Annotated in this window: 24 protein-coding genes and 2 pseudogenes; 19 read left to right on the top strand and 7 right to left on the bottom strand. The window is 70.3% G+C overall.

Features of this window, described 5'->3' with window-relative positions; genetic code table 11:
• Window positions 1-116 precede the first annotated feature (116 nt).
• Window positions 117-578 carry a nickel-type superoxide dismutase maturation protease gene (gene sodX / locus OFY01_RS10495; protein WP_266598573.1) on the top strand — a complete coding sequence of 154 codons (462 nt, stop codon included), beginning with the start codon at window positions 117-119 and terminating at the stop codon, window positions 576-578.
• On the opposite strand, the gene OFY01_RS10490 is transcribed toward sodX, so the two are convergent.
• Window positions 464-1111 carry a CGNR zinc finger domain-containing protein gene (locus tag OFY01_RS10490; RefSeq protein ID WP_266598571.1) on the bottom strand — a complete coding sequence of 216 codons (648 nt, stop codon included), beginning with the start codon at window positions 1109-1111 and terminating at the stop codon, window positions 464-466. The genes sodX and OFY01_RS10490 overlap by 115 nt on opposite strands.
• A gap of 238 nt (window positions 1112-1349) precedes the next feature.
• Between OFY01_RS10490 and OFY01_RS10485 the strand changes: the two are divergent.
• Window positions 1350-1751: pseudogene (locus OFY01_RS10485) on the top strand (SAM-dependent methyltransferase); the annotation flags it as partial.
• A 247-nt stretch (window positions 1752-1998) separates the two neighbouring features.
• On the opposite strand, the gene OFY01_RS10480 reads toward OFY01_RS10485, so the two are convergent.
• The 3 genes from OFY01_RS10480 to OFY01_RS10470 form a co-directional block, all read right to left on the bottom strand.
• Entirely contained in the window at window positions 1999-2751 is a 753-nt protein-coding gene (locus tag OFY01_RS10480) for an amino acid ABC transporter ATP-binding protein (protein WP_266598646.1), read from the bottom strand.
• Between the two features lie 11 nt (window positions 2752-2762).
• Window positions 2763-3710, bottom strand: a complete 948-nt coding sequence (locus tag OFY01_RS10475; protein ID WP_266598569.1) for an amino acid ABC transporter permease — start codon at window positions 3708-3710, stop codon at window positions 2763-2765.
• A gap of 94 nt (window positions 3711-3804) precedes the next feature.
• Window positions 3805-4755: an ABC transporter substrate-binding protein gene (locus OFY01_RS10470; protein ID WP_266598567.1), complete on the bottom strand. Its 951-nt coding sequence runs from the start codon at window positions 4753-4755 to the stop codon at window positions 3805-3807.
• 562 nt (window positions 4756-5317) lie between these two features.
• On the opposite strand from OFY01_RS10470, the gene OFY01_RS10465 reads away from it, so the two are divergent.
• The 3 genes and pseudogenes from OFY01_RS10465 to OFY01_RS10455 all read left to right on the top strand — a co-directional run.
• Entirely contained in the window at window positions 5318-6532 is a 1215-nt protein-coding gene (locus tag OFY01_RS10465) for an NAD(P)-dependent malic enzyme (RefSeq protein WP_266598565.1), read from the top strand.
• A gap of 221 nt (window positions 6533-6753) precedes the next feature.
• Entirely contained in the window at window positions 6754-7716 is a 963-nt protein-coding gene (locus OFY01_RS10460; RefSeq protein ID WP_266598563.1) for a zinc-binding dehydrogenase, read from the top strand.
• A 100-nt stretch (window positions 7717-7816) separates the two neighbouring features.
• Window positions 7817-7975, top strand: a pseudogene (locus OFY01_RS10455) (Clp protease N-terminal domain-containing protein); the annotation flags it as partial.
• A 20-nt stretch (window positions 7976-7995) separates the two neighbouring features.
• Here OFY01_RS10455 and OFY01_RS10450 read toward each other — a convergent pair.
• Both OFY01_RS10450 and OFY01_RS10445 read right to left on the bottom strand, forming a co-directional pair.
• Window positions 7996-9165, bottom strand: coding sequence for a helix-turn-helix transcriptional regulator (locus OFY01_RS10450; RefSeq protein WP_266598561.1), 1170 nt, complete (start codon window positions 9163-9165; stop codon window positions 7996-7998).
• A gap of 1 nt (window position 9166) precedes the next feature.
• Window positions 9167-10051 (bottom strand): DUF4097 family beta strand repeat-containing protein, encoded by an 885-nt coding sequence (locus OFY01_RS10445; RefSeq protein ID WP_266598559.1) that lies wholly within the window; start codon window positions 10049-10051, stop codon window positions 9167-9169.
• 140 nt (window positions 10052-10191) lie between these two features.
• On the opposite strand from OFY01_RS10445, the gene OFY01_RS10440 reads away from it, so the two are divergent.
• Window positions 10192-11028 (top strand): hypothetical protein, encoded by an 837-nt coding sequence (locus tag OFY01_RS10440; protein WP_266598557.1) that lies wholly within the window; start codon window positions 10192-10194, stop codon window positions 11026-11028.
• Between the two features lie 78 nt (window positions 11029-11106).
• Here OFY01_RS10440 and OFY01_RS10435 read toward each other — a convergent pair whose 3' ends face one another.
• On the bottom strand, window positions 11107-11289 hold the full coding sequence (locus OFY01_RS10435) for a DUF6104 family protein (RefSeq protein ID WP_019075209.1): 183 nt from the start codon (window positions 11287-11289) through the stop codon (window positions 11107-11109).
• A gap of 213 nt (window positions 11290-11502) precedes the next feature.
• Between OFY01_RS10435 and OFY01_RS10430 the strand changes: the two genes are divergently transcribed.
• The 13 genes from OFY01_RS10430 to OFY01_RS10370 form a co-directional block, all read left to right on the top strand.
• A complete protein-coding gene (locus OFY01_RS10430) occupies window positions 11503-12648 on the top strand; it encodes a low temperature requirement protein A (RefSeq protein ID WP_266598555.1) in 1146 nt (381 codons plus the stop codon).
• Between the two features lie 193 nt (window positions 12649-12841).
• On the top strand, window positions 12842-14446 hold the full coding sequence (locus OFY01_RS10425) for a GMC family oxidoreductase (RefSeq protein WP_266598553.1): 1605 nt from the start codon (window positions 12842-12844) through the stop codon (window positions 14444-14446).
• A complete protein-coding gene (locus OFY01_RS10420; protein ID WP_266598551.1) occupies window positions 14433-15242 on the top strand; it encodes an ester cyclase in 810 nt (269 codons plus the stop codon). The genes OFY01_RS10425 and OFY01_RS10420 overlap by 14 nt, the downstream gene beginning before the upstream one ends.
• An 82-nt stretch (window positions 15243-15324) precedes the next feature.
• Entirely contained in the window at window positions 15325-16065 is a 741-nt protein-coding gene (locus tag OFY01_RS10415; RefSeq protein WP_266598549.1) for an antibiotic biosynthesis monooxygenase, read from the top strand.
• A gap of 164 nt (window positions 16066-16229) precedes the next feature.
• Window positions 16230-16667 carry a nuclear transport factor 2 family protein gene (locus OFY01_RS10410; protein WP_266598548.1) on the top strand — a complete coding sequence of 146 codons (438 nt, stop codon included), beginning with the start codon at window positions 16230-16232 and terminating at the stop codon, window positions 16665-16667.
• Between the two features lie 85 nt (window positions 16668-16752).
• Complete coding sequence (locus tag OFY01_RS10405) at window positions 16753-18183, top strand: MFS transporter (protein ID WP_266598546.1); 1431 nt, start codon at window positions 16753-16755, stop codon at window positions 18181-18183.
• A gap of 78 nt (window positions 18184-18261) precedes the next feature.
• The gene (gene mftG, locus OFY01_RS10400) at window positions 18262-19809 is read left to right on the top strand and encodes a mycofactocin dehydrogenase MftG (RefSeq protein ID WP_266598545.1); all 1548 of its coding nucleotides are present in this window, start codon (window positions 18262-18264) and stop codon (window positions 19807-19809) included.
• 43 nt (window positions 19810-19852) lie between these two features.
• Window positions 19853-20404, top strand: coding sequence for an NAD(P)H-dependent oxidoreductase (locus OFY01_RS10395; RefSeq protein WP_266598544.1), 552 nt, complete (start codon window positions 19853-19855; stop codon window positions 20402-20404).
• Between the two features lie 79 nt (window positions 20405-20483).
• Window positions 20484-21323 (top strand): type 1 glutamine amidotransferase domain-containing protein, encoded by an 840-nt coding sequence (locus tag OFY01_RS10390; protein WP_266598542.1) that lies wholly within the window; start codon window positions 20484-20486, stop codon window positions 21321-21323.
• A 61-nt stretch (window positions 21324-21384) separates the two neighbouring features.
• Window positions 21385-23070, top strand: coding sequence for a thiamine pyrophosphate-binding protein (locus tag OFY01_RS10385; protein ID WP_266598540.1), 1686 nt, complete (start codon window positions 21385-21387; stop codon window positions 23068-23070).
• Between the two features lie 3 nt (window positions 23071-23073).
• Window positions 23074-23682, top strand: a complete 609-nt coding sequence (locus OFY01_RS10380; RefSeq protein WP_266598538.1) for a DJ-1/PfpI family protein — start codon at window positions 23074-23076, stop codon at window positions 23680-23682.
• Window positions 23679-25697 carry an alpha-1,4-glucan--maltose-1-phosphate maltosyltransferase gene (locus OFY01_RS10375; RefSeq protein WP_266598536.1) on the top strand — a complete coding sequence of 673 codons (2019 nt, stop codon included), beginning with the start codon at window positions 23679-23681 and terminating at the stop codon, window positions 25695-25697. The genes OFY01_RS10380 and OFY01_RS10375 overlap by 4 nt, the downstream gene beginning before the upstream one ends.
• The coding region (locus tag OFY01_RS10370; RefSeq protein ID WP_407700314.1) for a maltokinase N-terminal cap-like domain-containing protein at window positions 25694-26167 on the top strand (474 nt) is incomplete at its 3' end. The genes OFY01_RS10375 and OFY01_RS10370, both read left to right, overlap by 4 nt.

The following is a 26167-nucleotide window of genomic DNA, read 5'->3' as shown; positions in this document are numbered from 1 at the left end:
TCAGGTGGGACACTACTCCGTGCCGCACCGGTTTTCTCGGGTGCCCCCGGGGGCTTAGGACAAAAGTCCAGGGTGAGCCTGGGACTGGTGGACGATGGGACCGGGGAGGTTGTCTGATGCCCGAGGCGATCGAGGAAGTGCGCGAGGCCAAGGTGCCGTTTCAGATCATCGAGGTGGAGGGCCCGTCCATGGTGCCCACTTTGTACCCCGGTGACTGGATGCTGGTGCAGCACGGCGCTCGGGTGCGTCCGGGTGACGTCGTCGTGTTGCGCCACCCGTTCCAGCAGGATCTGCTCGTCGTGAAGCGGGCCGCCGAGCGGCGCGACGGCGGCTGGTGGGTCCTCGGGGACAACGCGGCCGCCGGGGGTGACAGCACGGTGTACGGAGTGGTGCCGGACGAGCTCGTCCTCGCCAAGGTGCGCGGGCGGCTGCGGCGCCGCAAGCCGTGGGCCGAGGGGGAGGGTCAGCGTTCGGTGACGGCCGTGGTCGCCTGGCTGCTGTCAGCGGTGCGCCCGGTGGGCCCGGTGCTCTCGGGGCGGCCGGGGCGCTCGGCCTCAAGGCGCTTGCGGGCCCGGTAGGCGGCGACGTTGGCGCGTGTCGCGCACCGGTCGGAGCAGTAGCGGCGCGAGCGGTTGGTGGACGTGTCCAGGTAGGCGTTGCGGCAGGGGGCGGCTTCGCACAGGCCGAGGCGGTCCACGCCGTACTCGGTGAGGTGAAAGGCCAGGCCCATCGCGGCGATGGCCGCGTAGCCGGCTGTCGCGTTGGACGGGTGGTCCGCCAGATGCATGTGCCACAGCGGGCGACCGTCGTCGTCGCGGTGGTCGTGCCCGGAGATCTGCGGGCTCACCGGGAACTCCAGGAGCAGCGAGTTCAGCAGGTTGACGGCGAGTTCCTCGTCGCCGCCGTCGGCCGCCTCGAACACCGCGCGCAGTCGCCCCCGTACGCCCCTGAAGCGCGTGAGGTCGGCGTCCGTCGCACGGCGCGCCGCCTCCTGGTTGGCACCGAACAGCTCCCGAACCGCCTCCACCGAGGTCAGCGTGTCCTTGCCGCGTCCCGGCTCCTCGGTGTTGACGAGACGCACGGCGTAATCCGAGTAATAGGCCAGTTCCACTTATAGTCCTTACCGGTGCGGGCTGTCGTCTGGGCGGGCGAGAGTAATGCTCGCTGTATGCCTAAGGGTATTACGGGAGGGTTCCATGGCCGACACCACGACCACGCGCACCCCGCCGGCAGGAGTGGTACGCGGTTACCCGGAGCGGCCTGCGTCGAGACGCTGCTGTGCGACACGTGCGACACGTGCGACACGTGCGACACGTGCAACACGTAGACATGTACGACACGTAGACATGTACGACACGTGCGACGTCGTACTCACCGGGACCGCGCTCCCCTGGCTGCACGCGGAGCCGCTCGCGGCCCGGTACGGGCAGCCCGGCGGGCTCGTCCGGGAGGGCGGGGCTTCATGAACGCGGATGATCGCACGGTCGACGAGTCCACGCCCCGCATCAACGCCGCGCAAGAGCGCGCCGCGGCACGCCCGGACGGACGGGGCGAAGGCCGACGGAGCCGTCGACTCGGCGGCGTGGTGGGCGCTCGCGGCGCAGGGCTCCGAATTCGCCGAGCCGACCGCGCGGCGGTCCGAGATCTACGGCGAGCACGCGGACGGGGGCACCCCCTCGGCGGCGTGGCACGCGGAGGCCCTGCGCGAGGTCGGGTTCGGTGAGGCGCGGGCGGTGTGGCGCGGGCGGTGAGGTGCTCGCCCGCCGGCGCGATGGTTCTCGCCCGAAGTGACGGTTGCGCCCTGGAGTGATGGTTGCGACCTGGAGTGATGGTTGCGACCTGGGGTGACGGGCGGCGTCGGCGGGACGGGCCACGGCCGCGGGGAACTGAATCCGCAGCTCCCCGCGCTCCGGGAAAACGAGCGGCTCCCCGCGCCCCCGATCGAGGGGCGCGGGGAACCGTGCGAGCAACCAGGCGCGCCAGGCGCGGCCCGGAGGACTACAGCACCTTCGACAGGAAGGACTGCGTCCGCTCGTGCTGCGGGTCGGTCAGGACGTCGCGCGGGTGGCCGGACTCGACCACCACGCCGCCGTCCATGAACACGAGGCTGTCGCCGACCTCGCGGGCGAAGCCCATCTCGTGGGTGACGACGACCATGGTCATGCCCGACTCGGCCAGGTCGCGCATGACGTCGAGGACGTCACCGACCAGTTCCGGGTCGAGCGCCGAGGTCGGCTCGTCGAAGAGCATCAGCTTCGGGTCCATGGCCAGCGCCCGTGCGATCGCGACACGCTGCTGCTGGCCGCCGGAGAGCTGTGAGGGGTAGTTGTCCGCCTTGTCGGCCAGACCGACCCGTTCGAGGAGTTCCCTGGCCCGCTCCCGCGCCTGTGACTTGGAGGTCTTCTTGACCTGGACGGGCGCCTCCATGACGTTCTCGGCCGCCGTCATGTGCGGGAAGAGGTTGAAGCGCTGGAAGACCATGCCGATGTCGCGGCGCTGGGCGGCCACTTCCCGGTCGCGCAGTTCGTAGAGCTTGTCGCCCTGCTGCCGGTATCCGACCAGTTGCCCGTCGACGTACAGCCGTCCGGCGTTGATCTTCTCCAGATGGTTGATGCAGCGCAGGAACGTCGACTTGCCGGAGCCGGAGGGGCCGATGAGGCAGAACACCTCGCCCTTCCTGACCTCCAGGTCGATGCCCTGAAGGACCTGCACATGGCCGAACGACTTGTGGACGTTCTCCGCCTTGACCATCACCTGCTCGCTCATGCCATGCCTCCGTTCGGGCGACCCAGGGAGAACAGGGTGCCGCGTACCTTCTGCCAGGGCGTGGCCGGCAGCTGGCGGCTGGAGCCGCGGGCGTAGTACCGCTCGATGTAGTACTGGCCGACGCTGAGGATCGACGTCATGATCAGGTACCAGGCGGCGGCGAGGAAGTACATCTCGACCGGGGAGCCGGACTGCTGGCCGATGTCCTGGGAGGCGCGGAACAGTTCGGTGAACTGCACGGCCGAGACCAGCGAGGTCGTCTTGAGCATGTTGATGACCTCGTTGCCCGTGGGCGGCACGATCACCCGCATCGCCTGCGGGATGACGATCCGCCACAGGGTCTTGGTGTGGCTCATGCCCAGCGCCTGGGCGGCCTCGGTCTGTCCCTCGTCGACCGACTGCAGGCCCGCGCGGCAGATCTCCGCCATGTACGCGGCCTCGTTGAGGCCGAAGCCGAGCAGCGCGGTCAGGAACGGCGTCATGAAGACGGACCATTCCTGCTTGTAGAGCGGCATGAGGTTGATGTACTGGAAGACCAGTCCCAGGTTGAACCAGATGAACAGCTGGACCAGGACCGGGGTGCCGCGGAAGAACCAGATGTAGAACCAGGCGATCGAGCTGGTCACCGGGTTCTTCGACAGGCGCATCACGGCGAGCAGGATGCCGCCGACGATGCCGATGGCCATGGACAGGACCGTCAGGAGCAGGGTCTTGCCCGCGCCGGAGACGATCCGCTCGTCGAAGAAGTAGTCGGGGATCGCACCCCAGTTGATCTTGCCCTGGGCGAACGCGTAGACGATCGCGCCCAGTACGCCGAGCGCCAGCAGCGCCGAGACGTAGCGGCCGTAGTGGCGGACCGGGATGGCCCTGATGGGCTCGGGCGGGGCCGCGGGTGACGGCGCGCCGTCGGCGCCGCCGCCCGTCTTCGTTATGTCAGTCGACACGGAACTTGCCTTTCACGACTCGCGCGTCACGCACGCGTCACGGAGTGCGCGCACGTCGCACGCGCCACGAGTCACGACGACGGGTGGGACGCGGTCACTTGCCGCCGTTGATGGTGGCCTGCGTGACGGCGCCCGCCTTCACGCCCCACTTGGCGATGATCTTGTCGTACTCGCCGTTCTTGATGATCGCGTCCATGGCCGCCTTGATCGCGTCACGCAGCTGCGTCTGCTTCTTGCCGACCGCGATGCCGTACGGGGCCGCCTCGACCTGGTCCCCGACGATCTGGAAGTCCTTGCCGCCGCCGGACGTCTTGGCCGCGTAGGCGGCGACCGGGAAGTCGGAGGAGCCGGCGTCGGCGCCGCCCGAGCGCAGGCGGGTCTGGGCCTGCTGGTCGTCGTCGAAGGACTGGATGGAGAGCTTCTTGCCCGCGGGGCACTTCTTGGCCTGGGCCTTGGCCAGGTCGTCGGAGACCGTGTTGCGCTGCACGACGATCTTCTTGCCGCACAGGTCGGACCAGTTCTGAATGCCCTCGGTCTTGCCCTTGAGCGTGTAGATGGAGACGCCCGCGTGGAAGTAGTCGACGAAGTCGACGCCCTCGCCGACCTTCTTGCCGGTGTCCGGGTCGATGCCGTTCTGCCGGTCCTTGGTGTCGGTCATCGCCGACATGGCGATGTCGTAGCGGTTCGAGCGCAGACCGGTCACCAGGGTGTCGAAGGTGCCGTTCTGGAACTCGAACTTCACACCGAGCTGCTTGCCCATCGCCTTGGCCAGGTCGGGGTCGATGCCGATGGCGTTGCCCGACTTGTCCTTGAACTCGACCGGCGCGTACGCGATGTCGGAGCCGACCCGGATGACCCCTTTGTCACGGATCGACTTGGGCAGCTTGCTCGCGAGTGGCGCCGAGTCGGATCCCTTGTCGCCCGACTTGGTCTGGTCACCGCAGCCGGTCAGCAGCAGTGAGCCCGCGACCGCGATCGCGCCGACCACGGCTATCCGGGACTTCACGGACTTCGCGGCCGTACGACGGGTGGTGCTTGCGGTCATGGTGGGGTCCTCCGACAGGGTGAGGGAGATGCCGTGCAGGTCGCCTTGCACGCGACTTCGAGCGCCGCGACCTCGTGTGATGAGGCATCTTGCCATTCGGACTGGCCGGTAACGTCGGTCGCCGATGTCAAAATCGGATAACAGGTACCTCAAGATCCTCAACAGGCCCGTACTTCCGGGGGCATACGGTCGGGACCATCTGCGGATACTCGCTTCCGGTACGGGAAAATCTGCGGTGAACCGGCCGCTGTCTCACCATTTGGTCCGGCGGTCGACGCGCGTCAACCCCGGACCGCGGACTTGTCCATGCATTCCGGCATGAGTCATGTCACTCCCGCGTGATCGATCACGAATGGGCTCGTCGGCGACGTGGTCCGTCGGGTAAGAAGGTTCTTTACACCCCTCATCCGGGGCTCAGGGCGCGTGTGCGGCGCGCCCGTCGCGTACGTACTCGTGCAGCGGTCCGTAAAGGGACCGGCGGTGCGTGCGCGGTGCCCGCCCGTTCCTCAATCAGGAGCGGACACCCTCAACAAGCGATATAGAAACTAAGGGGTCAGACAAAGTGGCAGCGGAGATCGTCAACCCTCGCAGCGACGCGAGTTCCGGCACCGAAGGCGCTGACGAGCCCTTCGATCCGGCTTTCGCGCTGCACCGTGGCGGCAAGATGGCCGTGCAGGCCACCGTGCCGGTCCGCGACAAGGACGACCTGTCCCTGGCGTACACGCCCGGCGTCGCGAAAGTGTGCAGCGCGATCGCCGAGCGGCCCGAGCTCGTCCACGACTACACGTGGAAGCCGAACGTCGTGGCCGTGGTGACGGACGGCACGGCCGTGCTCGGCCTCGGTGACATCGGTCCCGAGGCGTCCCTCCCGGTGATGGAGGGCAAGGCCATCCTCTTCAAGCAGTTCGGCGGCGTGGACGCGGTCCCGCTCGCCCTCGCGACGACGGACGTCGACGAGATCGTCGACACCGTGGTGCGGCTCGCCCCGTCCTTCGGCGGCGTCAACCTGGAGGACATCTCGGCGCCGCGGTGCTTCGAGATCGAACGCCGCCTCCAGGAGAAGCTCGACATTCCGGTCTTCCACGACGACCAGCACGGTACGGCCGTCGTCACCCTGGCCGCGCTGAAGAACGCGGCCAGGCTCTCCGGGCGCGAGCTCGGCGAGCTGCGCGGTGTGATCTCCGGCGCCGGTGCGGCGGGTGCGGCGATCGCCAAGTTCCTGCTCGAGGCCGGTCTCGGGGACGTCGCGGTCGCGGACCGCAAGGGCGTGCTGAGCCGGGACCGGGAGGACCTCACCCCGGTCAAGCGCGAGCTGGCCGAGATCACCAACAAGGCGGGTATCGCCGGGACCCTGGAGGACGCGCTGGCCGGGGCCGACCTGTTCATCGGCGTCTCCGGCGGTACGGTGCCGGAGCCCGCGGTCGCCTCCATGGCGCCGGGTGCCTTCGTCTTCGCGATGGCCAACCCGAACCCCGAGGTGCACCCCGACATCGCGCACAAGTACGCGTCGGTCGTGGCGACCGGGCGGTCGGACTACCCGAACCAGATCAACAACGTCCTCGCCTTCCCGGGGATCTTCGCGGGCGCCCTTCAGGTGCGGGCGTCGCGGATCACCGAGGGGATGAAGATCGCCGCCGCGGACGCGCTGGCGGCCGTGGTCGGGGACGACCTCTCCGCCGGGTACGTCATCCCGTCGCCGTTCGACGAGCGGGTGGCTCCGGCCGTGACGGCAGCCGTCGCCGCGGCGGCTCGCGCCGAGGGCGTCGCGCGTCGCTGACGCGTTCGTCTGTCCGCCCGTCCGGGAACCTCCGAGGTCCGGACCCCCGGGGAAGGCCCCGCCGAAAGGCGGGGCCTTCCCTGTCGTGCGGTGCGTTCACCGGGCTTGCGCGGGACATGCGCCCGGCGTTGTGTGGGGCGTTCACCCGGTCCGCGCCAGAGGACGTGTGTCACAGCCGTGGGTGGTTCCCCGGCCCCGGCCCGGCGCCTATCGTCAAGGCCATGTTCGCCGCCTACGCCGCCCGAATCGACCGTGACCAGCCGCTCACCGGCCTGGAGTTGGGGGAGCGGCCCGCCCCCGAGAACCGGCCCGGCTGGACCACCGTGAACGTCAGGGCCGCATCCCTCAACCACCACGACCTGTGGTCGCTGCGCGGGGTCGGACTCGGTGAGGAGGCGCTGCCGATGATCCTCGGCTGCGACGCCGCCGGGATCGACCAGGACGGAAACGAGGTCGTGCTGCACTCCGTGATCGGCCAGACCGGCCACGGGGTCGGGCCCCGCGAGGGCCGCTCCATCCTCACCGAGAAGTATCAGGGCACCTTCGCCGAGCAGGTCACCGTCCCCGAGTGGAACGTGCTGCCCAAGCCGGCGGGACTCACCTTCGAAGAGGCGGCGTGCCTGCCGACGGCGTGGCTGACGGCGTATCGGATGCTCTTCACCAACGCCGGTGTACGGCCCGGCGACTCGGTCCTCGTGCAGGGCGCGGGCGGCGGCGTCGCCACGGCCGCGATCGTCCTCGGCAAGGCGGCCGGGCTGCGGGTCTTCGCCACCAGCCGTGACGAGGCCAAGCGCAAGCGGGCCCTGGAGCTGGGTGCCGTGGAGGCACTGGAGTCCGGGGCGCGGCTGCCCCAGCGTGTGGACGCCGTGATCGAGACGGTGGGCGCGGCGACGTGGTCCCATTCGGTCAAGTCCCTGAGGCCCGGAGGCACGCTGGTGATCTCCGGCGCGACCAGCGGGCCCAACCCGCCCGCCGCCGAGCTGAACCGCATCTTCTTCCTGGAGCTGAAGGTCGTCGGCTCGACCATGGGTACCAAGGAGGAGCTTGCCGACCTCCTCTCCTTCTGCGCCACCGCCGGGGTGCGGCCGGTCATCGACGCGGTGCTCCCCCTGGACCGGGCCCGCGAGGGCTTCGAGAAGATGGCCGGCGGCGATCTGTTCGGGAAGGTCGTACTGACCGTCTGACCTTGTGCGGCCCGTGTGCCCTCGTGCTGACCGTGTGGCCTGTCTGACGTCGTGCGGCCCGTGTGCCCTCATGCGGTCCGTGTGGCCTTGTGCGGCCTGCACCGCCCACCGCGACCGGGCGATCGGCGACGAACACCTCCTGCTCGCCCTCACCACCCGGCCGGGACCTGCCGCCGAGGCCCTTGCCGAACACGGTGTGACCGCGCCCGAGGTGGAGCGGGTGCTGTACGGGGGCGGGGGAGAGCGGGCGGCGGGGTGAGCGCGCTCGCCCTCCCGGTGTTACGTCGCCGGGGTGCGCAGTGACGCCCCGATGTGGGCCGCGGCCTGCGACAGGTGACGGCGGGCCGTGCGCAGTTGCTCCTCCGAGACGCCATGGTCGCGGGCCGCGTCGCGGATGTCGTCGCGGAAACGGTCCAGGAGACGGTCGAGGTCCCGGGCCGGGTCGCCGGTGGAGTGCTCCGCCGCCCAGGACGGAACGTACTCGGCGGGCAACTCCTCGCTCGCCGGGCGGTACTGCGGCGCGGCCGCGGTGGCGGTCGCCTCCGGCTCGGGGCCCCGTCCGGTGTCCTTGTCGAGGCGTGGGCCGGAAGCCGCGCTGTCGGGACGAGGCTCCGGCTTTCCACCGGTTCCCGCGGCCCGGTCCGTGTCCGGGGCGGCACCGGGGCTCTCCTCTGAGGGCGTGCCGAACTCCTTGCCGAAGGTCCGGCCGAACTCGCCGAACTCCTTGGCCAGTTCGGACAGGCCCTCGCGTACCCCCGTCGGCCAGTCGCCGCGCGCGAAGTGAACCTGCACCTCGTCCTGGACGCGCTTGGCCATGCGTTGCAGCTCCTGCTGGGCCTGGGCCCGGACGTGATCCTGGGTCTCCTTGGCCTGCCGGCGTGCCCGCTGAGCCTCCTCGCGGGCCCGGCGGCTCTCGTCCTTGGCCCGGCGAGCCTGCTCCTTCCACTCCTGCTTGGCGCGGCGCAGCTCCTCCTTGGCCGCCCGCCAGGAGTCCTTGTCGGTGATGTCACCGGCGCCGGTGAGAACCGTGACGTCGGGTGTGCTCTTCGGCTGCCTGGCGCCGCGGCTCTGCGAGGCCGCCGCGCGCACCTCGCGGCGCAGATCCCCGGCCGCGCCCCGCACGTCGTCGCGGATCTCGGCGGCCAGCTCCGCCACCGACTCGCGGATCTCCAGCTCCAGGTCGGCCAGTTCGCCGCTGCGATCGGCCAGCTCGGCCCGGCCCGCGTCGGTGATCGCGTAGACCTTCCGGCCGCCCTCGGTGGTGTGGGTGACCAGACCCTCGCTCTCCAGCTTGGCCAGGCGCGGATAGACGGTGCCCGCCGACGGCGCGTACAGCCCCTGGAAGCGTTCCTCCAGCAGGCGGATCACCTCGTAGCCGTGCCGGGGCGCCTCGTCGAGCAGCTTCAGCAGATACAGGCGCAGACGGCCGTGGGCGAAGACGGGAGGCATGTCAGAGCACCTTCTTCTCGGCAGGGGAGGGACGCCCGGTCTCGCCGGGCCTCTCCGGGGCTGCGTCGAACGGTTCGTCCTCCCCGGGCGGCCTGCGCAGCAGGGCGATCGCGCCGGAGACCGTGGTCGCCCGCAGCGTGCCGGTGCCCGCGCCCAGCCGCCCGGTGATCTTATGGGCACCCCACTGGCCCGAGACGCGCAGCCCGTCGAACGCGTTGGACACCGCGCCGCTGGCCGTGTTCGCGTCGACCTCGGTGTCCGCCGGGTACGGGATGCGGATGGCGATCTCGCCGGAGACGCTGGTCAGGTTCACGTCGGCCGGTCCCGCCGGATCGAGGTCCACGATCATCGAGCCGCTCACGGTGTCCGCCTTCACGACGGCTCCCGAGCCGTCGACCACCGTCAGGTCCCCGGAGACCGAGCTGAACCTGAGGTCGCCCGTGACCGCCTGCGCCTCGACACTGCCGGACACCGTGCTGGTGCGCACCGGCCCGGTGACACCGACCAGTGTGGTGTCCCCGGTGACGCCCTTCACCTCCGTGCGCCCTTCGATCCCGGACACGACCGCGCCCGCGCCCACCACGCCGACCTCGACCCGGGTGCCCGCGGGCACCGCCAGGGAGACGACCGCGCTGCGGCGGTGGCCCTTGCGGTCGAGCCACTTGAGGAACCCCTTCCACGGCAGATCCTCGTAGGCGACGCTGAGGGCGCCGCGGCGCTGCGTGACCTTGAGTGGTGGCCCCTCGATGTCGGAGACCTCCAGGCGGGCCGAGTCCGAGTCCGTGCCCACCACGTTCACCGTTCCGTTCACGATGCGTACATGCAGGGCCGACACCGGCTCGTCGAAGGTGAGCTTCTGCGGCTGCGCGACGGACCACTCGGGCATGGTGCGACCTCCTCCACGGCGAACGCGCCATATCGCGTCCTCTTCAAAACACGATATATCGCGGACACGGAAAGTCAAGACTGTCGCGGAATGGCCCCCATCTGTGGCCCGAAACTTCCGACTTGTCCTAGCGTGGGGTCATGTCGTCCCTCGAACCAGCCGGTGCGCTCCTGCTCTGCCGCGCCGAGCCCGACGCCGTGGGTCCTGCCGCCCAGCTTCTTCGTGAGCGGATGCTGCTCGCCCCGGCCGGACGCGAGTGGAGCGTGCTCGTCCCGGAGACGAAGCCCTGGCTGGACGCGGGCGACGGCGCGCCGCGGGGAGGTGGCGAGCCCGTCGACCGGATTCTCGGCGGCTGGGCCGCCGCGCTCGCCGTGGGTGCGCCCTGGCCGGTCCTTGCGCTGTGGTGGAACGCCGACCACAGCGGCTTCACGCTGGCCTCCGGCTTCCGCCGCCCGGTCGGCTACGTATGGCTCGCCAACGGCACCCCGGTCGGCGAGCACGAGGCCCTGCGCACCTTCGCCGCCCGCCTCGGCCTCGACCCCGTCTTCGACGTGCAGTCGCTCGAAGCGCTCGCCGAACCCGACCCCGAGGCCGACGCCCGCGCCCGCATGCTGGGCCTCCTCGCGGTCCTCGCCCGCGCCGGGCTCACCCTCCCCGCGGGCCTGGCGCCGGGGGAACCGGCCGACCGCCTGCGCGAGGCCGTGCGCGTCCAGCCGGGCGTCGAGCGGGTCGAGTGGGGCGGCTGGCGCGACGCGGTGCGCGCGGAGCTGGACGTGGTGGAGCACAGCGGCGTCGGCCTCTGGCTGCGCGGCCCCAAGGCGCGTCTGCTCGCCGCCGCACAGCTGGCGGCCGGGGTGCCGCTCACCGCGTACGGCCTGCACCGACGCAGCGGCGGATGGGTCGCCGCGGGTGTCGTCCTGCTCGCGCAGGGCGCGCTCGGACTCGCGTACGACTGGGTGTCCACGCCCCACGACTGACGCCGGGGGGCCGTGCCACGGACAGACCGGTCAAGACCTGCCCGTGCTGGGCCGGCTCAGGACCTCCTCGTCCAGGTCCTACTCGTCGTCGTCCTCGTCGTCGAGCCGCGCCAGCCACGTCGCCAGCCGCTCCACCGGTACCTCGAAGTCCGGGTTCAGGTCGACGAAAGTCCGCAGCTGTTCGGCGAGCCACTCGAAGGTGACCTCCTCCTCGCCGCGCCGCTTCTCCAGCTCTTCGATGCCGCGGTCGGTGAAGTACAACTCTTGCTCCTGTGCGTACGGGTCCGGGGGTCCGGCCCCTTCATCGTAGGCCGCGCGACCGGCCCGGACGGCGTGTGCCGAGTTGGGAGAGACCGCGCCCGGACTTCCCGGAATGCCGTCCGTGCCCGGCCCGCAGGGCCCAGCGAGCGGTCTCCGGCCCGCAGAGTCGAGACCGCGGGACATCTGTCGGCGGGGGAGGGAGCTGGTGCAGCGGTGACGGACGTCACTGCCCGGACGAGCGTGGACGTACGCGACCGGGCCACATGGACGGAACTCTTCTACGACCTGGTGATCGCCTTCGGGGTCGGCCAGATCGCCCAGGCGCTGGCCCTGTACCCGAGCTGGCCCGAACTCGGCACGTGTCTGCTCGTGATCGTGCCGTTGTGGTGGGCGTGGGTCGATGTCGTGATGGCGATGAACGCCGTGCACGAGACGAACACACAACGCGTCTTCCTCCTCCTTGCGGGACTCGCCACCTATGGGATGTCCATGGCCGCGCAGCACGCCCTGGAGAGCCGGTCACAGGCGCTCCTGTACGCCGGCTGCTACCTGGCTCTGCGACTGCTGATCGGTGAAGCCATCCGGCGCGAGTGCGCCATCTACACCATCCATCCCTACCGGGCGGGCCTCGCCTTCGCCCTGGCCCTCTTCGGAGTCACTACGCTGCCCGGCCAGTGGCGCGCGGCAGGATGGACGGTCGCGGTGATCGCCGAGGTCCTCGCGCCACTCGTGCTCAGCAGCCATCTGCGGCAGCTGGCCTTCGGCGTCAACCATTTGCCCGAGCGCTTCGGCCTGTTCGTCATCATCGCTCTGGGGGAGAACGTCGTCTCCGTCGGCGCCTGGGGCGTGGGCCGGCGGATCGAGTCGGTGCAGATGGCCGCTGTCGTGGTCGCGTTCATCGCCGGATGCGGCTTGTGGTGGCTGTACTTCCACCTGGCCGCGTCCGCGATCGCGCACGCCCTGCGTACCCACCCCACTCCGGCAGTCGTCGTACGCGACGTGCTGAGCTACGGCCATCTGGCCCTGGTGACCGGACTGCTCCTCGCGGCCGTGGGCGCGGACCGGATCGTCGCCGACCCCATGACGGTGCCCCACCGGATGGCTGCGGTGCTGCTGCCCGCCGGAGCCGCCCTGTTCACGTTGACGTTCTGTTACACGCGCCGCCGCATGTTCGGGGCCGCGTCCAGCACCCGGTTCCTCGGCGGGCTCGCACTGCTCGCCGTCGCCGCGGCGGCTCCTGTGTTGCCCGGCCTCGCCACGCTCGCCGCCGTGGCTTTCCTGCTGGTTGCCGTGAATGGCGCGGAGTATTGGCTGCTGAGCGGAGGACGCCATGTCCCGCTGGTGTTCGTCAAGAAATGACCCCCAAGACGCCGCGGTCCTCTTTAATTTCGCAGGCAGCCAGATGAGTTGCCACAGAATCCGACGGAACCTCGGTTAGTCCGAACCCCCTGCCGACAGCTTCTAGAGGGTGGGCGGCGGGACTTCTAACGTCGTCGAGGCAGGTATGGCGGAACGGCCGGGGAAATATTCGGAGCGGGAGGAGGGAAGGAACATGACGCAGATTTCACGCACCGTCGACGACATTGTCGTCGGGGCCGGATCAGGCGGCTGCGCACTGGCCGCCCGGCTCAGCGAGAATCCTGACCGCACCGTGCTGCTTCTGGAAGCAGGCGAGTGGGACGCACAGAGCGCGATCCACGAGGTGCGCCTCTCCGCGCTGCTCGGTCTGTGGCGGCGGGCCGAGGCCGAGGGAATCGACTGGGGTTACGTCACGGAGCCGGAGCCCTTCCTCGGCGGCCGCCGCGTCCCCGTGGCCCGCGGGAAGGTCGTCGGCGGCAGCGGCTCCGTCAACGCCCTCATGTGGGTGCGGGGGAACCGCCGAGACTTCGACGAGTGGCGTCGGCTGGGCAATCGGGGCTGGTCGTACCGTGACCTGCTGCCTTGCTTCAAGCGCGCGGAAGACTACCGAGGCAGGCCGTCGCCCTACCGCGGTGTCCGTGGCCCGATCGGCGTGCACGACCACACGGCGCCCACTCCGGTGGCGCAGGGCTTCGTGGACGCCGCGGCCGAGGCCGGATTTCCGGGGCGGGGGCAGGACTACAACGGTCCCGAACAGGAAGGCTTCGGCTTCCTCTACCAGACAACACGCACCGGCCACGGCACCCGATGCAGCACGGCCACCGGATATCTGCGTCCCGCGCTGAGCCGCCGCAACCTGACCGTGCTCACGGGCGCACGAGCCACGCGGCTCCTGCTGCGCGCTGGAAGGGCCCGCGGGGTCACCTACGTGCGGGGCGGAAGAACGCGCACTGTGAGAGCGCGCGGTGAGATAGTGCTGTGTGCCGGGACGTTCGAGACCCCCAAACTCCTGATGCTCTCGGGAATCGGCCCCGCGGCCCGGCTGGCGGAACACGGAATTCCCTGCCTCATGTCCCTTCCGGGAGTCGGAGAGGGGCTTCAGGATCACCCTTTCGTCTCCGTGTGCGAGGCATCTCCAACGGAACACCCCGAGGCCGAACTCGTATCAGAGGCCGGGCTTTTCGTTCGGGTCGGCGACAGCGCCGAGACTCTGGGGCGACCGGATGTCCAATTCAGTTTCGGAACCGCGAAGTTCCTTCCGGCCGATGCCGTGCCCGCCGATATCCGTGGCCCCGGCTTCACGCTCGCCGCAACGGCGGTTCGCCCCCGCAGCCGCGGCCGGGTGGCCCTGCGCAGCGCAGATCCGGAGCAGCCGGCCACGGTCCTCGGGGGCTACCTCTCGTGCGGCGCCGACACCGACACGCTCGTGCGCGGCCTCGAACTCGCGCGGGAACTCATCGCGACCGAGGCGCTGCGCCCCTTCCGTGGGGTCGAACTCTGCCCGGGGCCGTCCGTGCGTACCCGCAAGGAGCTGCGAGCGCACGTCACCGCGAACGCCAGCACTCTATGGCACCCCGTCGGCACCTGCCGCATGGGCGCCGACCCGCAGGCCGTCGTGGACGCCGAACTACGGGTGCACGGAGTCGACGGGCTGCGTATCGCCGACGCATCCGTGATGCCCACCATCACCACCGGCAACACGAACGCGCCCGTCGTGATGATCGCCGAGAAGGCGGCCGACCTCATGCGGGCGACAACCACCGGCTCAAACAAGGGAGTTGACTATGCCAACCGCTGAGGAGAAGGCGAACATCGCGCGTTACGAGCGCTTCCTGGAAGTGGTCAACGCGCGCGACTACGACGGGATCGCCGAGGTCATGTCGTCCGACTTCGAGGACCACCACCCCGGTTTCCAGGTACACGGCATCGACTCGTACCGGGAAGCGCTCCGTTCGGTCGTGGAGAATCTGCCGTTCACCGCCCGACTCCTGGACATCATGGCCTCCGGGGACCGGATCGTCGCCCGTGTCGAGCTCGCCGGTCGGCATACCGGCCCGTTCCTCGGACACGCGGCCACCGGCCGGGAGGTCGTCTGGACCACCACCGAGATATGGCGTGTCGCCGACGGGCTGTTCGTGGAGCGCTGGGCCGAGGACGATCTGCTGGGCCTGGAGCGCCAGTTGAGCCCCGACGAGGAGAACGTCGCTGTCATCACCAAGCTCAACGACGTCGTCAACGAGCGCAGGTACGACGACATGGACGCGCTGTTCTCGCCGGACTTCGTCGACCGCAATGCTGCCTGGGCCGTCAAGGACGTGGCCGAACTCAAGAGCCTGCTCGCCGTGGCCCACGAGGCGCTCGACTTCACCTCGCACCACGACCTGATCTATGCCGCTGGACAGGGCATGGTCGTCATCCACATCACATTCAAGGGGCGGCACGTCAAGCCGTTCTTCGGCCAGGAGCCCACCGGCGAACCCGTCCAGTGGACCAGCATCGAGACCTACCGGCTGGAGCGCGGACGCATCGTCGAGCGGTGGGTGGAAGCGGACACCGCCGGGTTGATGCGGCAACTCGGTGTGGCACTGCCGTGACGGGCTTCGCCCCGAGACAGCTCCGGACTTCCGTCCGCCCCTTCGAGGAGGCGCGCGGCCGAGGAACTGAGGAGATTCGGACATGGTGACCTTCGCCCTGCACCTGCGGGTCAAGCCCGGCCGCGAAGCCGAGGCCGTCGCGGCGCTGACGACGATCGAACGGCGCTCGCGCGGCGACGCCGGCTGCCAGTATTTCACCTGGTTCCAGCACGATGAGGAGCCGCTCCGCTTCACCCTCCTCGAGCAGTGGGAGAGCCAGCGGCACCTCGACGACCACCTCGCTCAGGACCAGTCGGTGTGGGAGGCGTTCGTCCCGGCTCTCGCCGAGAACCCCGTCTCACAGCGTCTGCGACCGGTGGCCGACCTCCCCGGCCGGTCCAGTGGCCCGGGGCCGGTCCCGCGGTGGGCGCACGTCGGCCTCAACTGCCGTGACCAGGACGTGACCGAGGCCTTCTACACACGCTGGTTCGGCTTCCGCAGAGTCCGGCTGGTCGAACTGGAAGACCTGCGCGTGGTGTTTCTGCGCAGGGCGGACGCCGTCCTGGAACTCTTCGCCACGGACGCCGAGCCCCTGGGGGAGTCCGAGGCCGACGGCCCGACCCGGCCGGGGACGGTCAGGCACCTTGCCTTCCAGGTCGACGACCTGGACGCCTTTCTCAAGGCCGCGGACGGCCGACTCGACGTCACTCTGGGTCCGTTGAGCTTCGACGCGGTCGTTCCCGGATGGCGAGCGATCTGGGTCCGTGACCCGGACGGGCTGGTCGTCGAGATCGCCGAGGGCTATACGGATGATCCTCGTTCGCCGCAGGCCGAGTTGACGTAGTGCGCTCCGTCACCTGGCCCAGTGCCCAAGAGGCGGCCGCGGCGCGGGCCGTCGGCGCCGCGGGGCGCAATGATGACCGCCGGATCCGGACCAGCGGTTCCGGCGGTGGGCCGGCGCATCACATACCGGCTGTCAGCACACCACCGTCATGGAAGGAAGAGCCAATGGGAGCGATCACTGTCAACGGTCAGTCCACCCGAGAACTCGCCGTGGGCTGGTTCGACGCCCTGGACCGGCACGCACCTGTCGACGAGGTGTTGCCCTACCTCGCGAAGGAAGGGCTCGTCATGAAGTTCCCCGAGGGGACCTTCAACGGACTCGTCGGCTTTCGGGACTGGTACGACGCGGTCTGCGCCAAGTTCTTCGACGAGACGCACACGGTCACCACCGCCGAGGTTCTGCGCGGCGACGAGCAGCGCGCGGACGTCAGGATCGTCGTGAACTGGCAGGCCAAGGTCTGGACGCCGCCCGCCGCGCGCAGTGAATGGCTCGGCTTCGACGCCACCCAGACCTGGACGCTCGCCGTCCAGGACGGTGCCGTGCGGATCGTCGAGTACGTCGTGGACGACATCGTGCCCATGCCCGGCTCGGCCTCCCTGTAGCCCGCAGGCCGCGGATCCGTTCCGGATCGAGCAACACGCCCTGGAGTGAACCCAGATGAGCCAGACCGTACCTCCTCGCTCGGACGTGACCGAGCGCCCAACCCCGCCGTCCGCCCGCCGCTGGCTCGCACTGCCGGTGATCCTCGCGGGAACCTTCATGACGATCCTGGACTTCTTCATCGTCAACGTCACCGTCCCGTCGGTCCAGTCCGATCTGCGCGCCAGCGGTGCGCAGATCCAACTGGTCATCGCGGGATACGGCATCACCTACGCCGCCGGACTCATCACCGGAGGCCGGCTCGGGGATCTCTACGGGCGGCGCAAGGTCTTCGCCGTGGGCCTCCTGGCGTTCACTCTCGCATCGGCCGCCTGCGGAATGTCCCAGAGCGCGGACATGCTGGTGATCTCGCGGATGGTCCAGGGGCTCGCTGCGGCACTGATGTTTCCGCAGGTCTTGTCGATCATCAACGTCACGTACACGGGTGAGGACCGCGGACGGGCCTTCATGGGTTTCGGAATGGCCATCGGCCTGGCCTCTGTCAGTGGCCAGGTCATCGGGGGTCTGCTCATCCAGGGCGACGTGTTCGGCCTCGGCTGGCGCAACTGCTTCCTCGTCAACGTGCCCATCGGGGTGCTGATGCTGGTCTGCACGCCGGGCATGGTTCCGGAGAGCCGGTCGCAGCAGGCGCGCCGACTCGACCTCGTCGGATTCAGCATCGTCACTCCCGCACTGATCCTGCTCCTGCTGCCGCTCATCCAGGGCAGGCAGTCGGGTTGGCCCCTGTGGTGCTGGGTCAGCCTGGCGCTGAGCGGCGGACTCCTGACCGTCTTCGTCCGCCACCAGACACGGTTGTCCGGGCGCGGAGGCACCCCGCTGGTCGAGCCACGGCTGTTCGGTACTCGGGTCTTCACCACCGGACTGCTCACCGTGTTCACCGTCTACGCCGGCATGGCGTCGTTCTTCCTGGTCCTCGCCCTGTACCTGCAGGACGGGTTGCGCTACTCGCCCATCAAGTCCGGTCTCGTCGTGCTGCCGTGCGGGCTCGGCTTCTTCCTGCTGTCCTTGGCCGCCCCGAAGATCGTGCGTCGCTTCGCCCACCGCACCCTCGCCCTCGGCTCGCTCGTGCTCGTCGTCGGAGAGGTCGCCCTGATCCTGCTCGCCCACCACTCCCACGCTCACCCCGACGTGACACTGCTGTGCGTCACGATGTTCGTGATCGGGGTCGGCATGGGCGCCATGGGGCCGCCGCTGCTCTCCCAGGTGCTGCTCGGAGTTCCGGGTGAGCACACGGGGTCCGCGTCCGGCGTCCTGTCCACCACCCAGCAGATGGCGGGCGCTCTGGGCGTGGCCGTCATCGGCATCATCTTCTACGGCGTGCTCGGTAGCGCCGCCTCCACTTCGGACTACGTCAACGCGCTGGTCGCGAGCCTCGGTTACACCGTGCTGCTCGGTGCGGTGACCGCCGTCATCACCACGCCTCGCCGTTGGTGGGTGCATCACTCCTCCGAGGCATGACGGGGCAGGTCCCTGTCGACCAGGCGCACGGTTCACCGGCACACCGTCGAAGCCCTCACACAAGGAGCCTCTTACCTCATGGTTCACTACACAGACATCGTCGTCGGGGCCGGATCGTCCGGCGCCGTCATCGCCGCCCGGCTGTCGGAGGACCCGACGAGTCAGGTGCTCCTGATCGAAGCGGGACCCGACTACCCGACGACTCAGTCCCTGCCGGCCGACGTCCGTGACGGCCGCTACCCGTCCATGAGCGGGCACGACTGGGGTTACCAGGCAGAGGCCGTCCCCGGCCGGGAAATCCCGCTGGTCCGCGGCAAGGTGGTCGGTGGCACGTCCGCCATCAACACCTGCCTCGCCGTGCGGCCCGACCCGCTGGACTTCGAGGACTGGATGTCCCGGGGTATCGACGGCTGGAGCTGGGACGACGTGCTTCCGTACCTCATCCGGATCGAGGACGACCAGGACTACGGCCCGCCGCTGCACGGCAAAGGGGGCCCTACTCCGGTCAGGCGCTGGCGGGACGAGGAACTGAGCCCGTTGCAGAAGGCGTTCTTGCAGACCAGCCGAGACCTGGGTTTCCCGGAGGTGCCCGACCACAACGCGCCGGGCGCGGTGGGAGTCGGTCCCATGGCGCAGAACCTCGTCGACGGCATGCGCATCTCCACCGCCGTGGCCTATCTGGCCTCGGCCCGCAAACGCGAGCAGTTGGAGATACGGGCCGACACGCTGGCCGAGCGGATCGTCTTCGAGGACGGTCGGGCCGTCGGCGTACGGATCGTCACCGACGGGGTGAGCGAGACGGTCTACGGCGACCGGATCACGGTGTGCACCGGCGCCGTCGGTACCCCCGCCCTGCTGATGCGCTCGGGCATCGGTGCCGCGGACGCACTGGAGCGGCTCGGTGTTCCGGTGGTCGCCGACCTGCCCGGCGTCGGCGAGAACCTCCTCGACCACCCCACCTGCTGGGTGACGCGCAAGCCGCGCCCGGGTGTCTACGACGAGTCTCTGCCGGTTACCCAGGTGCTGCTGCAGTACACGGCGCCCGGCTCGGAGCAGGCCCGGGACATGCAGCTGTATCTCTTCAGCCACATCGATCTCAACGGCTACGCGCCCGCCGTGCAGGAGAAGATCGGCACTGACAAGGTGTTCATGGTGTCCGCCGGCGTGGAACGGCCGTACTCCGTGGGCCGGATCGTCGTCGAGAGCACCGATCCGCAGGCCGCGCCCCGTATCGAGTTCAACTTTCTCTCGCACGAGGAGGACCGGCGCCGGCTCCGTGAAGGCATGCGCCTGGCCGACCGGATCGCCAGGTCGGAAAAGTTCGAGCTGTTCGCGTCGGGTGAGACCGTGCCCGGACCTGAGGTCATCGCGGACGACGACGCCCTCGACGCGTTCATGCTGTCGACGGTCGGTACCCACTTCCATCCGGTCGGCACCGCCAAGATGGGGCCTGCCTCGGACCCGCTGGCCGTCGTCGACTCGCGCTGCCGGGTGCACGGTGTGCCCGGACTGAGGGTCGCGGACGCCTCGGTCATGCCCGTCATGGTCCGCGCCAACACCAACCTCACCTGTCTCATGATCGGCGAACGCGTCGGCGACTGGCTGATGGAAGAGGGCCGGAAGTAGGCCGCTGCACCGCCGCCATCGACCTCACCTCACTGGAGGCACCATGCCCGCAGCGCAGAGCACCCTCGTGCTCCTCGCCCATCCCCATCTGGACTCGTCACGGATCAACGCCGCGCTCGCCGGGGCCGCGCGCGACTGCCCCACAGCTCTGGTGCACGACCTGTACGCCGCCTGCCCCGACGGGCACATCGATGTCGAGCGGGAGCAGAGGCTGCTCGAAGAGCACAACACGATCGTGCTGCAGTTCCCCTTCTACTGGTACTCCGTGCCGCCGCTGCTCAAGCAGTGGATGGACGAGGTGCTCCTGGAGGGGTACGCCTACGGCCATGGCGGTGACGCCCTGCACGGCAAGACGCTCCAGGTCGTCACGACGACCGGGGGTCCCGCGGCCAGCTACCGCCCGGCCGGCTACAACCGGTTTTCCGCTGTCGACCTGCTGCTGCCGCTCGACGCGACCGCCCACCTGATCGGCATGGACTACCCCGATCCGCTGATCTTCCACGGCGTCCGCACCTGGAGCGACGGCGACGTGCGCGCCGCCGCCGCCCGGTACCGCGCCTTCCTGGACGCTCCGGTACGCGAGGCGGCCGCCTGACGTCCCAGGGACCGTCACGGCCCACCGCCGGCCGGCGGTGGGCCGCCACCCGGCGACACTCCGTACGAAAGGACCCCCGATGACCAAGCGCATCCTGATCGTCCTGTCCGAATACGGCTACTGGGGCGAAGAGCTGATCGGCCCCCTGGAGACCTTCGACAAGGCCGGCTACCAGCTGACCTTCGCCACCCCCACCGGCAAGCGCCCGGTGGCGCTGCCGCCGAGCATGGACCCCGAGTACGTCGACCCGCCGCTGGGCCGCTCCGTCACCACGCCCGAGATGGCCGACAAGGTGCGGGCCGTCGACGCCTCGCCGCGCCTGGACGGGCCGCTCGACCTGTCGTCCTGGCTGCCCGACCGGCCCTACCGGTCCAAGCCGTACTTCCTGCGCGACTGGGAGGCGTACAACACGCGCCTGGAGCAGATCCGCGAGCAGATCGCCGACCGGTACGACGCGCTGCTGATCGTCGGCGGCTCCGGGCCCATCGTCGACCTCGCCAACAACTGGCGGGTGCACGACCTGATCCTCGCCTTCCACGCCCTTGACCGGCCGATCGCCGCCGAGTGCTACGGCGTCGCCCCGCTCGCCTTCGCCCGTGACCAGGAGGACCGCGTCTCGATCATCCGCGGCAAGCACGTCACCGGGCACTGCATCGAGTACGACTACAAGGACGGCACCGGCTTCATGGGCACCGACTTCGTCATCGGCCCGCCGCCCTACCCGCTGGAGTACATCCTGCGCGACGCGACCGCGCCCGGCGGCGCCTTCCACGGCAACTTCGGCAAGGAGACGTCCGTCATCGTCGACTACCCGTTCATCACCGGCCGCTCCACGCCCGACTCGTACCTGACCGGCCAGAAGCTCGTCGAGGTGCTTGAGGACGGGCTGCGGCAGTGGGGGTTCCGGGCCGACGCCTGAGCGCGTGCCCAACCGGCCGTGCAGGAACGGTCGTCCGTCTCGCAGGAGAGGTGAATGCGTCATGCGCAGCAGCAGGCCCGCGCGGGTCGCGATGCTGGAACAGCTGCGGGCCGACGGGGTGCGGTACATGTTCGGCAACCCCGGCACGGTCGAGCAGGGTTTCCTCGACGAATTGCGCGACTTCCCCGACATCGAGTACGTCCTCGCGCTCCAGGAGTCGTCCGTCGTCGGCCTCGCCGACGGCTACGCCCGTGCCACCCGCACACCCGCCGTCATGCAACTGCACACCGGCGTCGGCGTCGGCAACGCGGTCGGCATGCTCTACCAGGCCAAGCGCGGTCACGCCCCGCTGGTCGCCGTCGCCGGAGAGGCCGGTCTTCGCTACGACGCCATGGAGGCGCAGATGGCGGTCGACCTGGTCGCCATGGCCGAACCGGTCACCAAGTGGGCCACGCGCGTCGTCGACCCGCACTCCACGCTGCGGGTGCTGCGCCGCGCCATGAAGGTGGCGGCGACCCCGCCGTACGGGCCCGTGCTCGTCGTGCTGCCCGCCGACGTCATGGACCGGGAGACGGCCGAGCCGGCCGTGCCCACCTCGTACGTCGACGTCGCCGCCACGCCCGACCCCGACGTGCTCGACCGGGCCGCGCGGCTGCTGGCGGGTGCCGAGCGGCCGATCGTCGTGGCGGGCGACGGCGTGCACTTCGCGGGCGCCCAGGAGGAGCTGGGCCGGCTCGCCCAGACCTGGGGGGCCGAGGTGTGGGGAGCGGACTGGGCGGAGGTGAACCTTTCCGTCGAACACCCCGCGTTCGCGGGAGAGTTGGGGCACATGTTCGGGGAGAGCAGTCGCCGGGTCACCGGCGCCGCCGACGGTGTCCTGATCGTCGGGACGTACGCGCTGCCCGAGGTGTATCCGGCGCTCGACGGGGTCTTCGCCGACGGCGCGCCCGTCGTCCACATCGATCTGGACACCGACGCCATCGCCAAGAACTTCCCCGTGGACCTCGGCATCGCCGCCGACCCGAAACGCGCCCTCGCCGGGCTGGCCCGCGCCCTGGAGCGGCGGATGAGCGAGCGCGGCGCCGAGCGGGCCGCCGCCTGGATGCGCGAACGGTCGGCGAAACGTTCCTACGAACTCGCCGCCGCCCGCCAGCAGGACGAGGCCGCGCTCGACCCGGACGCGCTGCCCACCACCGCGTTCCTTCAGGAGCTGGCCCGCCGGCTGCCCGAGGACGCCATCGTCTTCGACGAGGCGCTCACCGCGTCGCCCGACGTCGCCCGTCATCTGCCCCCGACCCGCCCCGGCCACGCGTTCAAGACCCGCGGCGGCTCGCTCGGCGTCGGCATCCCCGGCGCGATGGGCGCGAAACTCGCCCACCCCGACAAGGAGGTCGTCGGCTTCACCGGCGACGGCGGCTCCATGTACACCATCCAGGCGCTGTGGACCGCGGCCCGCTACGACATCGGCGCCACCTTCGTCATCTGCAACAACAGCAGCTACAAACTCCTCGAACTCAACATCGAGGAGTACTGGAGGACGGTCGGCGTCGCCGCCCACGCCCAGCCCGACATGTTCGACCTGTCCCGCCCCGCCGTCGACTTCGTGGCGCTAGCCGAGTCCCTCGGTGTCCCGGCCGTCCGCGTCGAGAAGCCCGACCAGGCGAAGGCGGCGGTCGAGCGGGCGCTCGGCACGCCGGGGCCGTTCCTGATCGACCTGGTCACCGGGCGCGGACGGGAGGAGGTGTAGGCCGTGCGGCTCGCCGGACACAAGATCGCGATTCTGATGGAGAGCGACTTCTACGAACCCGAGATCCTCTACTACCAGCACCGCTTCCCCGAGGAAGGCGCCGAGACGCACTTCCTGACCCGGATGTGGGGCCAGGACGAGATCACCTTCCACGGGCACGAGCACCGCATGCCGTTCGCCGTCACCGAATCCTTCGAGGACGTCGACGAGTTCGCCCTCAAGGAGTACTCCGCGGTGATCGTCCCCTCCGGGATGGTCTCCGACCGCCTCCGCTACACCGAGGACCCCGACCGGCTGCCGCCCGCCACGCGGTTCCTGCGGCGCGCCTTCCGCGACCCGGCGATCGTCAAGGGCGTCATCTGCCACGGCATGTGGCTCGCCGCCCCGCTGCCCGATCTCGTACGCGGACGGCGCGCGGTCGTCCACAACAACCTCCTCGGCGACCTGCGGAACATGGGCGGCCACTACGTCGACGAGGACGTGGTCGTCGACGACGACCTGGTCACCGGACGCACCGGGGCCCACTGTCACCTCTTCGCCCGCGCGATCATCGACCTGATCGCCGAGCGCGACCGCGGCAGGCGTTCCGCCCTGGCGGGAGGCGCGCGATGACCGCCGTCATGGAACCGGGCGCCCGCGTCCCCGTCACCGACCGCATCCCCGTCCGCGACGTACGGCCCCAGGTGCGCGGCGGCGCCCGGCCCGTCAAGGCCGTGACCGGGGAGACCCTCACCGTCTCGGCCACCGTTTTCCGCGAGGGGCACGGGGTCGTCGGCGCCAACGTCGTGCTGCGCGACCCGCTGGGGCGGCCGGGACCGTGGACGCCGATGACACTCGTCGACCCGGACACCGACCGGTGGGAGGCCACCGTCGTCATGGGGGCCGAGGGCGCGTGGACGTACACCGTCGAGGCCTGGGCCGATCCGCTCGCCACCTGGCTGCGGGACGCCCGCATCAAGATTCCCGCCGGGGTCGACGTGGAGCTGACGCTCGCGGAGGGGGCGCCGCTGTACGAGCGCGCCGCCTTCGGCATCCCGGACACGGACCGCCAGGAGGCGGTACGCGCGGTGGCAAAGGCCCTGCGCGACGAAACGAGCCCGCCGGCCCGCCGGCTCGCCGCGACCGCCGCCCCCGAGGCGGTCGCCGCGCTGCGGCACCACCCGCTGCGCGAACTCGTCACCGCCTCCTGGCCGTCACCCCTCCTCGTCGAGCGGCGCCGCGCGCTGGTCGGATCCTGGTACGAGATGTTCCCGCGTTCGGAGGGCGCCGTCCTCACCGACGACGGCGCCCCGGTCGGCGGCACCTTCGCCACGGCCGCCGAGCGGCTCCCCGCCATCGCCGCCATGGGCTTCGACGTGGTGTACCTGCCGCCCGTCCATCCCATCGGCCGCACCCACCGCAAGGGCCGCGACAACGCGCTGACCGCTCACCCGCACGACGTCGGCTCGCCCTGGGCCATCGGCTCCGCCGACGGCGGCCACGACGCCATCCACCCCGACCTCGGCACCCTCGACGACTTCCGCGCGTTCGTGGCGCGCGCCGAGGACCTCGGCATGGAGGTCGCCCTCGACTTCGCGCTGCAGTGCTCGCCCGACCACCCCTGGCTGACCGAGCACCCCGAGTGGTTCACACAGCGCGCCGACGGCTCCGTGGCCAGCGCCGAGAACCCGCCCAAGAAGTACGAGGACATCCACCCGCTCTCCTTCGACCGGGACTTCGAAGGGCTGGTCGCCGAGAGCGTGCGGCTCCTGCGTCACTGGATGGCGCAGGGCGTACGGATCTTCCGCGTCGACAACCCGCACACCAAGCCCGTCGGCTTCTGGCAGCGGGTCATCGACGAGATCAACCGGACCGACCCCGACGTCGTCTTCCTCGCCGAGGCGTTCACCCGCCGCGCCATGGTGCACGCCCTCGCCCAAGCGGGCTTCCAGCAGTCGTACACGTACTTCACCTGGAAGAACGAGAAGGAGGAGCTCACCGAGTACGCGACCGAACTGGCCCGCGAGAGCGCCGACTTCCTGCGCCCGAACCTCTTCGTCAACACCCCGGACATCCTCCACGCCTACCTCCAGGACGGCGGCCGGCCCGCCTTCGAGACGCGTGCCGTGCTCGCCGCGACGCTCGCCCCGACCTGGGGCGTCTACGCCGGATTCGAGCTGTGCGAGAACGAGGCCCTCGAACCGGGCACCGAGGAGTACCGGGCCTCCGAGAAGTACGAGCTGCGGCCGCGCGACTGGGCCGCCGCCGAGGCCGAGGGCCGCTCCATCGCCCCGCTCATCACCCGCCTCAACGCACTGCGCCGCGCCCACCCGGCCCTCCAGGAACTGCGCAACCTGCGCTTCCACCACGCGCCCCACCCGCACGTCGTCGCCTACTCCAAGCAGGTCGAGCTCGCCGACGGCACCGTCGACACGGTCCTGGCCGTCGTCAACCTGCACCCCCGCGAGGCGGCCGAGGGCACCGTCCACTTCGACCTCGCCGCCCTCGGACTGCCCGACGACGGGTCGCTCAGGGTGCGCGACGAGCTCACCGGCGAGGTGCACGCCTGGCACGGCGACACCTACATCCGCCTCGAACCCGGCCAGGCCCCCGCCCACCTGCTCACCCCGCTGCGGGAGGAGACGTGACCACCGCCCGCGCCCCGGTCGGCACGGACCAGCGGCAGCTGCTCGCCCCGCTGCTGCAGCTGCTGGCCCCGTGGCTGGCCGCCCGCCGCTGGTACGCCGCCGGGGCGGGGCCCGCCCACGAGCCCGCGCAGACCCTGACCCCGGTCACCGCGACCGTCGTGCGCGACGGACCGCCCACCCTGCTCCACACCGTGCTGCGCGGCGGCGACGACGGCCCGTGCCACCAACTCCTGCTCGGCCTGCGCCCGGAACTGCCGCCGCGCCTGAAGGACGCGGCCGTCGGCCGGGTGCCGGGCGGGCGCTGGCGGGGCTGGACGCTGTACGAGGCGACGGAGGACGCCGCGCTGATGGGTGTCCTCCTGCGCCACCTGGCGGCGGGCGGCGGCGACGGGCTGCGCTGGCGGCTGGTACGACGTGGTGGAGCGGACCCCCGACCCGGACAGCGGCCTGCACCGCATGGTGTGGCACGA

Source organism: Streptomyces beihaiensis (assembly GCF_026274175.1).
GTDB lineage: Bacteria > Actinomycetota > Actinomycetes > Streptomycetales > Streptomycetaceae > Streptomyces > Streptomyces beihaiensis.
This window is presented reverse-complemented; position numbering and strand designations above follow the sequence as displayed.

Coding starts and splice junctions, on each gene's coding strand:
- OFY01_RS10410 (WP_266598548.1), top strand. CDS start 16,230: ATGGGAGCGATCACTGTCAACGGTCAGTCCACCCGAGAACTCGCCGTG.
- OFY01_RS10415 (WP_266598549.1), top strand. CDS start 15,325: ATGGTGACCTTCGCCCTGCACCTGCGGGTCAAGCCCGGCCGCGAAGCC.
- OFY01_RS10450 (WP_266598561.1), bottom strand. CDS start 9,165: ATGCCTCCCGTCTTCGCCCACGGCCGTCTGCGCCTGTATCTGCTGAAG.
- OFY01_RS10425 (WP_266598553.1), top strand. CDS start 12,842: ATGACGCAGATTTCACGCACCGTCGACGACATTGTCGTCGGGGCCGGA.
- OFY01_RS10420 (WP_266598551.1), top strand. CDS start 14,433: ATGCCAACCGCTGAGGAGAAGGCGAACATCGCGCGTTACGAGCGCTTC.
- OFY01_RS10445 (WP_266598559.1), bottom strand. CDS start 10,051: ATGCCCGAGTGGTCCGTCGCGCAGCCGCAGAAGCTCACCTTCGACGAG.
- OFY01_RS10395 (WP_266598544.1), top strand. CDS start 19,853: ATGCCCGCAGCGCAGAGCACCCTCGTGCTCCTCGCCCATCCCCATCTG.
- OFY01_RS10440 (WP_266598557.1), top strand. CDS start 10,192: ATGTCGTCCCTCGAACCAGCCGGTGCGCTCCTGCTCTGCCGCGCCGAG.
- OFY01_RS10390 (WP_266598542.1), top strand. CDS start 20,484: ATGACCAAGCGCATCCTGATCGTCCTGTCCGAATACGGCTACTGGGGC.
- sodX (WP_266598573.1), top strand. CDS start 117: ATGCCCGAGGCGATCGAGGAAGTGCGCGAGGCCAAGGTGCCGTTTCAG.
- OFY01_RS10460 (WP_266598563.1), top strand. CDS start 6,754: ATGTTCGCCGCCTACGCCGCCCGAATCGACCGTGACCAGCCGCTCACC.
- OFY01_RS10470 (WP_266598567.1), bottom strand. CDS start 4,755: ATGACCGCAAGCACCACCCGTCGTACGGCCGCGAAGTCCGTGAAGTCC.
- OFY01_RS10385 (WP_266598540.1), top strand. CDS start 21,385: ATGCGCAGCAGCAGGCCCGCGCGGGTCGCGATGCTGGAACAGCTGCGG.
- OFY01_RS10375 (WP_266598536.1), top strand. CDS start 23,679: ATGACCGCCGTCATGGAACCGGGCGCCCGCGTCCCCGTCACCGACCGC.
- mftG (WP_266598545.1), top strand. CDS start 18,262: ATGGTTCACTACACAGACATCGTCGTCGGGGCCGGATCGTCCGGCGCC.
- OFY01_RS10480 (WP_266598646.1), bottom strand. CDS start 2,751: ATGGTCAAGGCGGAGAACGTCCACAAGTCGTTCGGCCATGTGCAGGTC.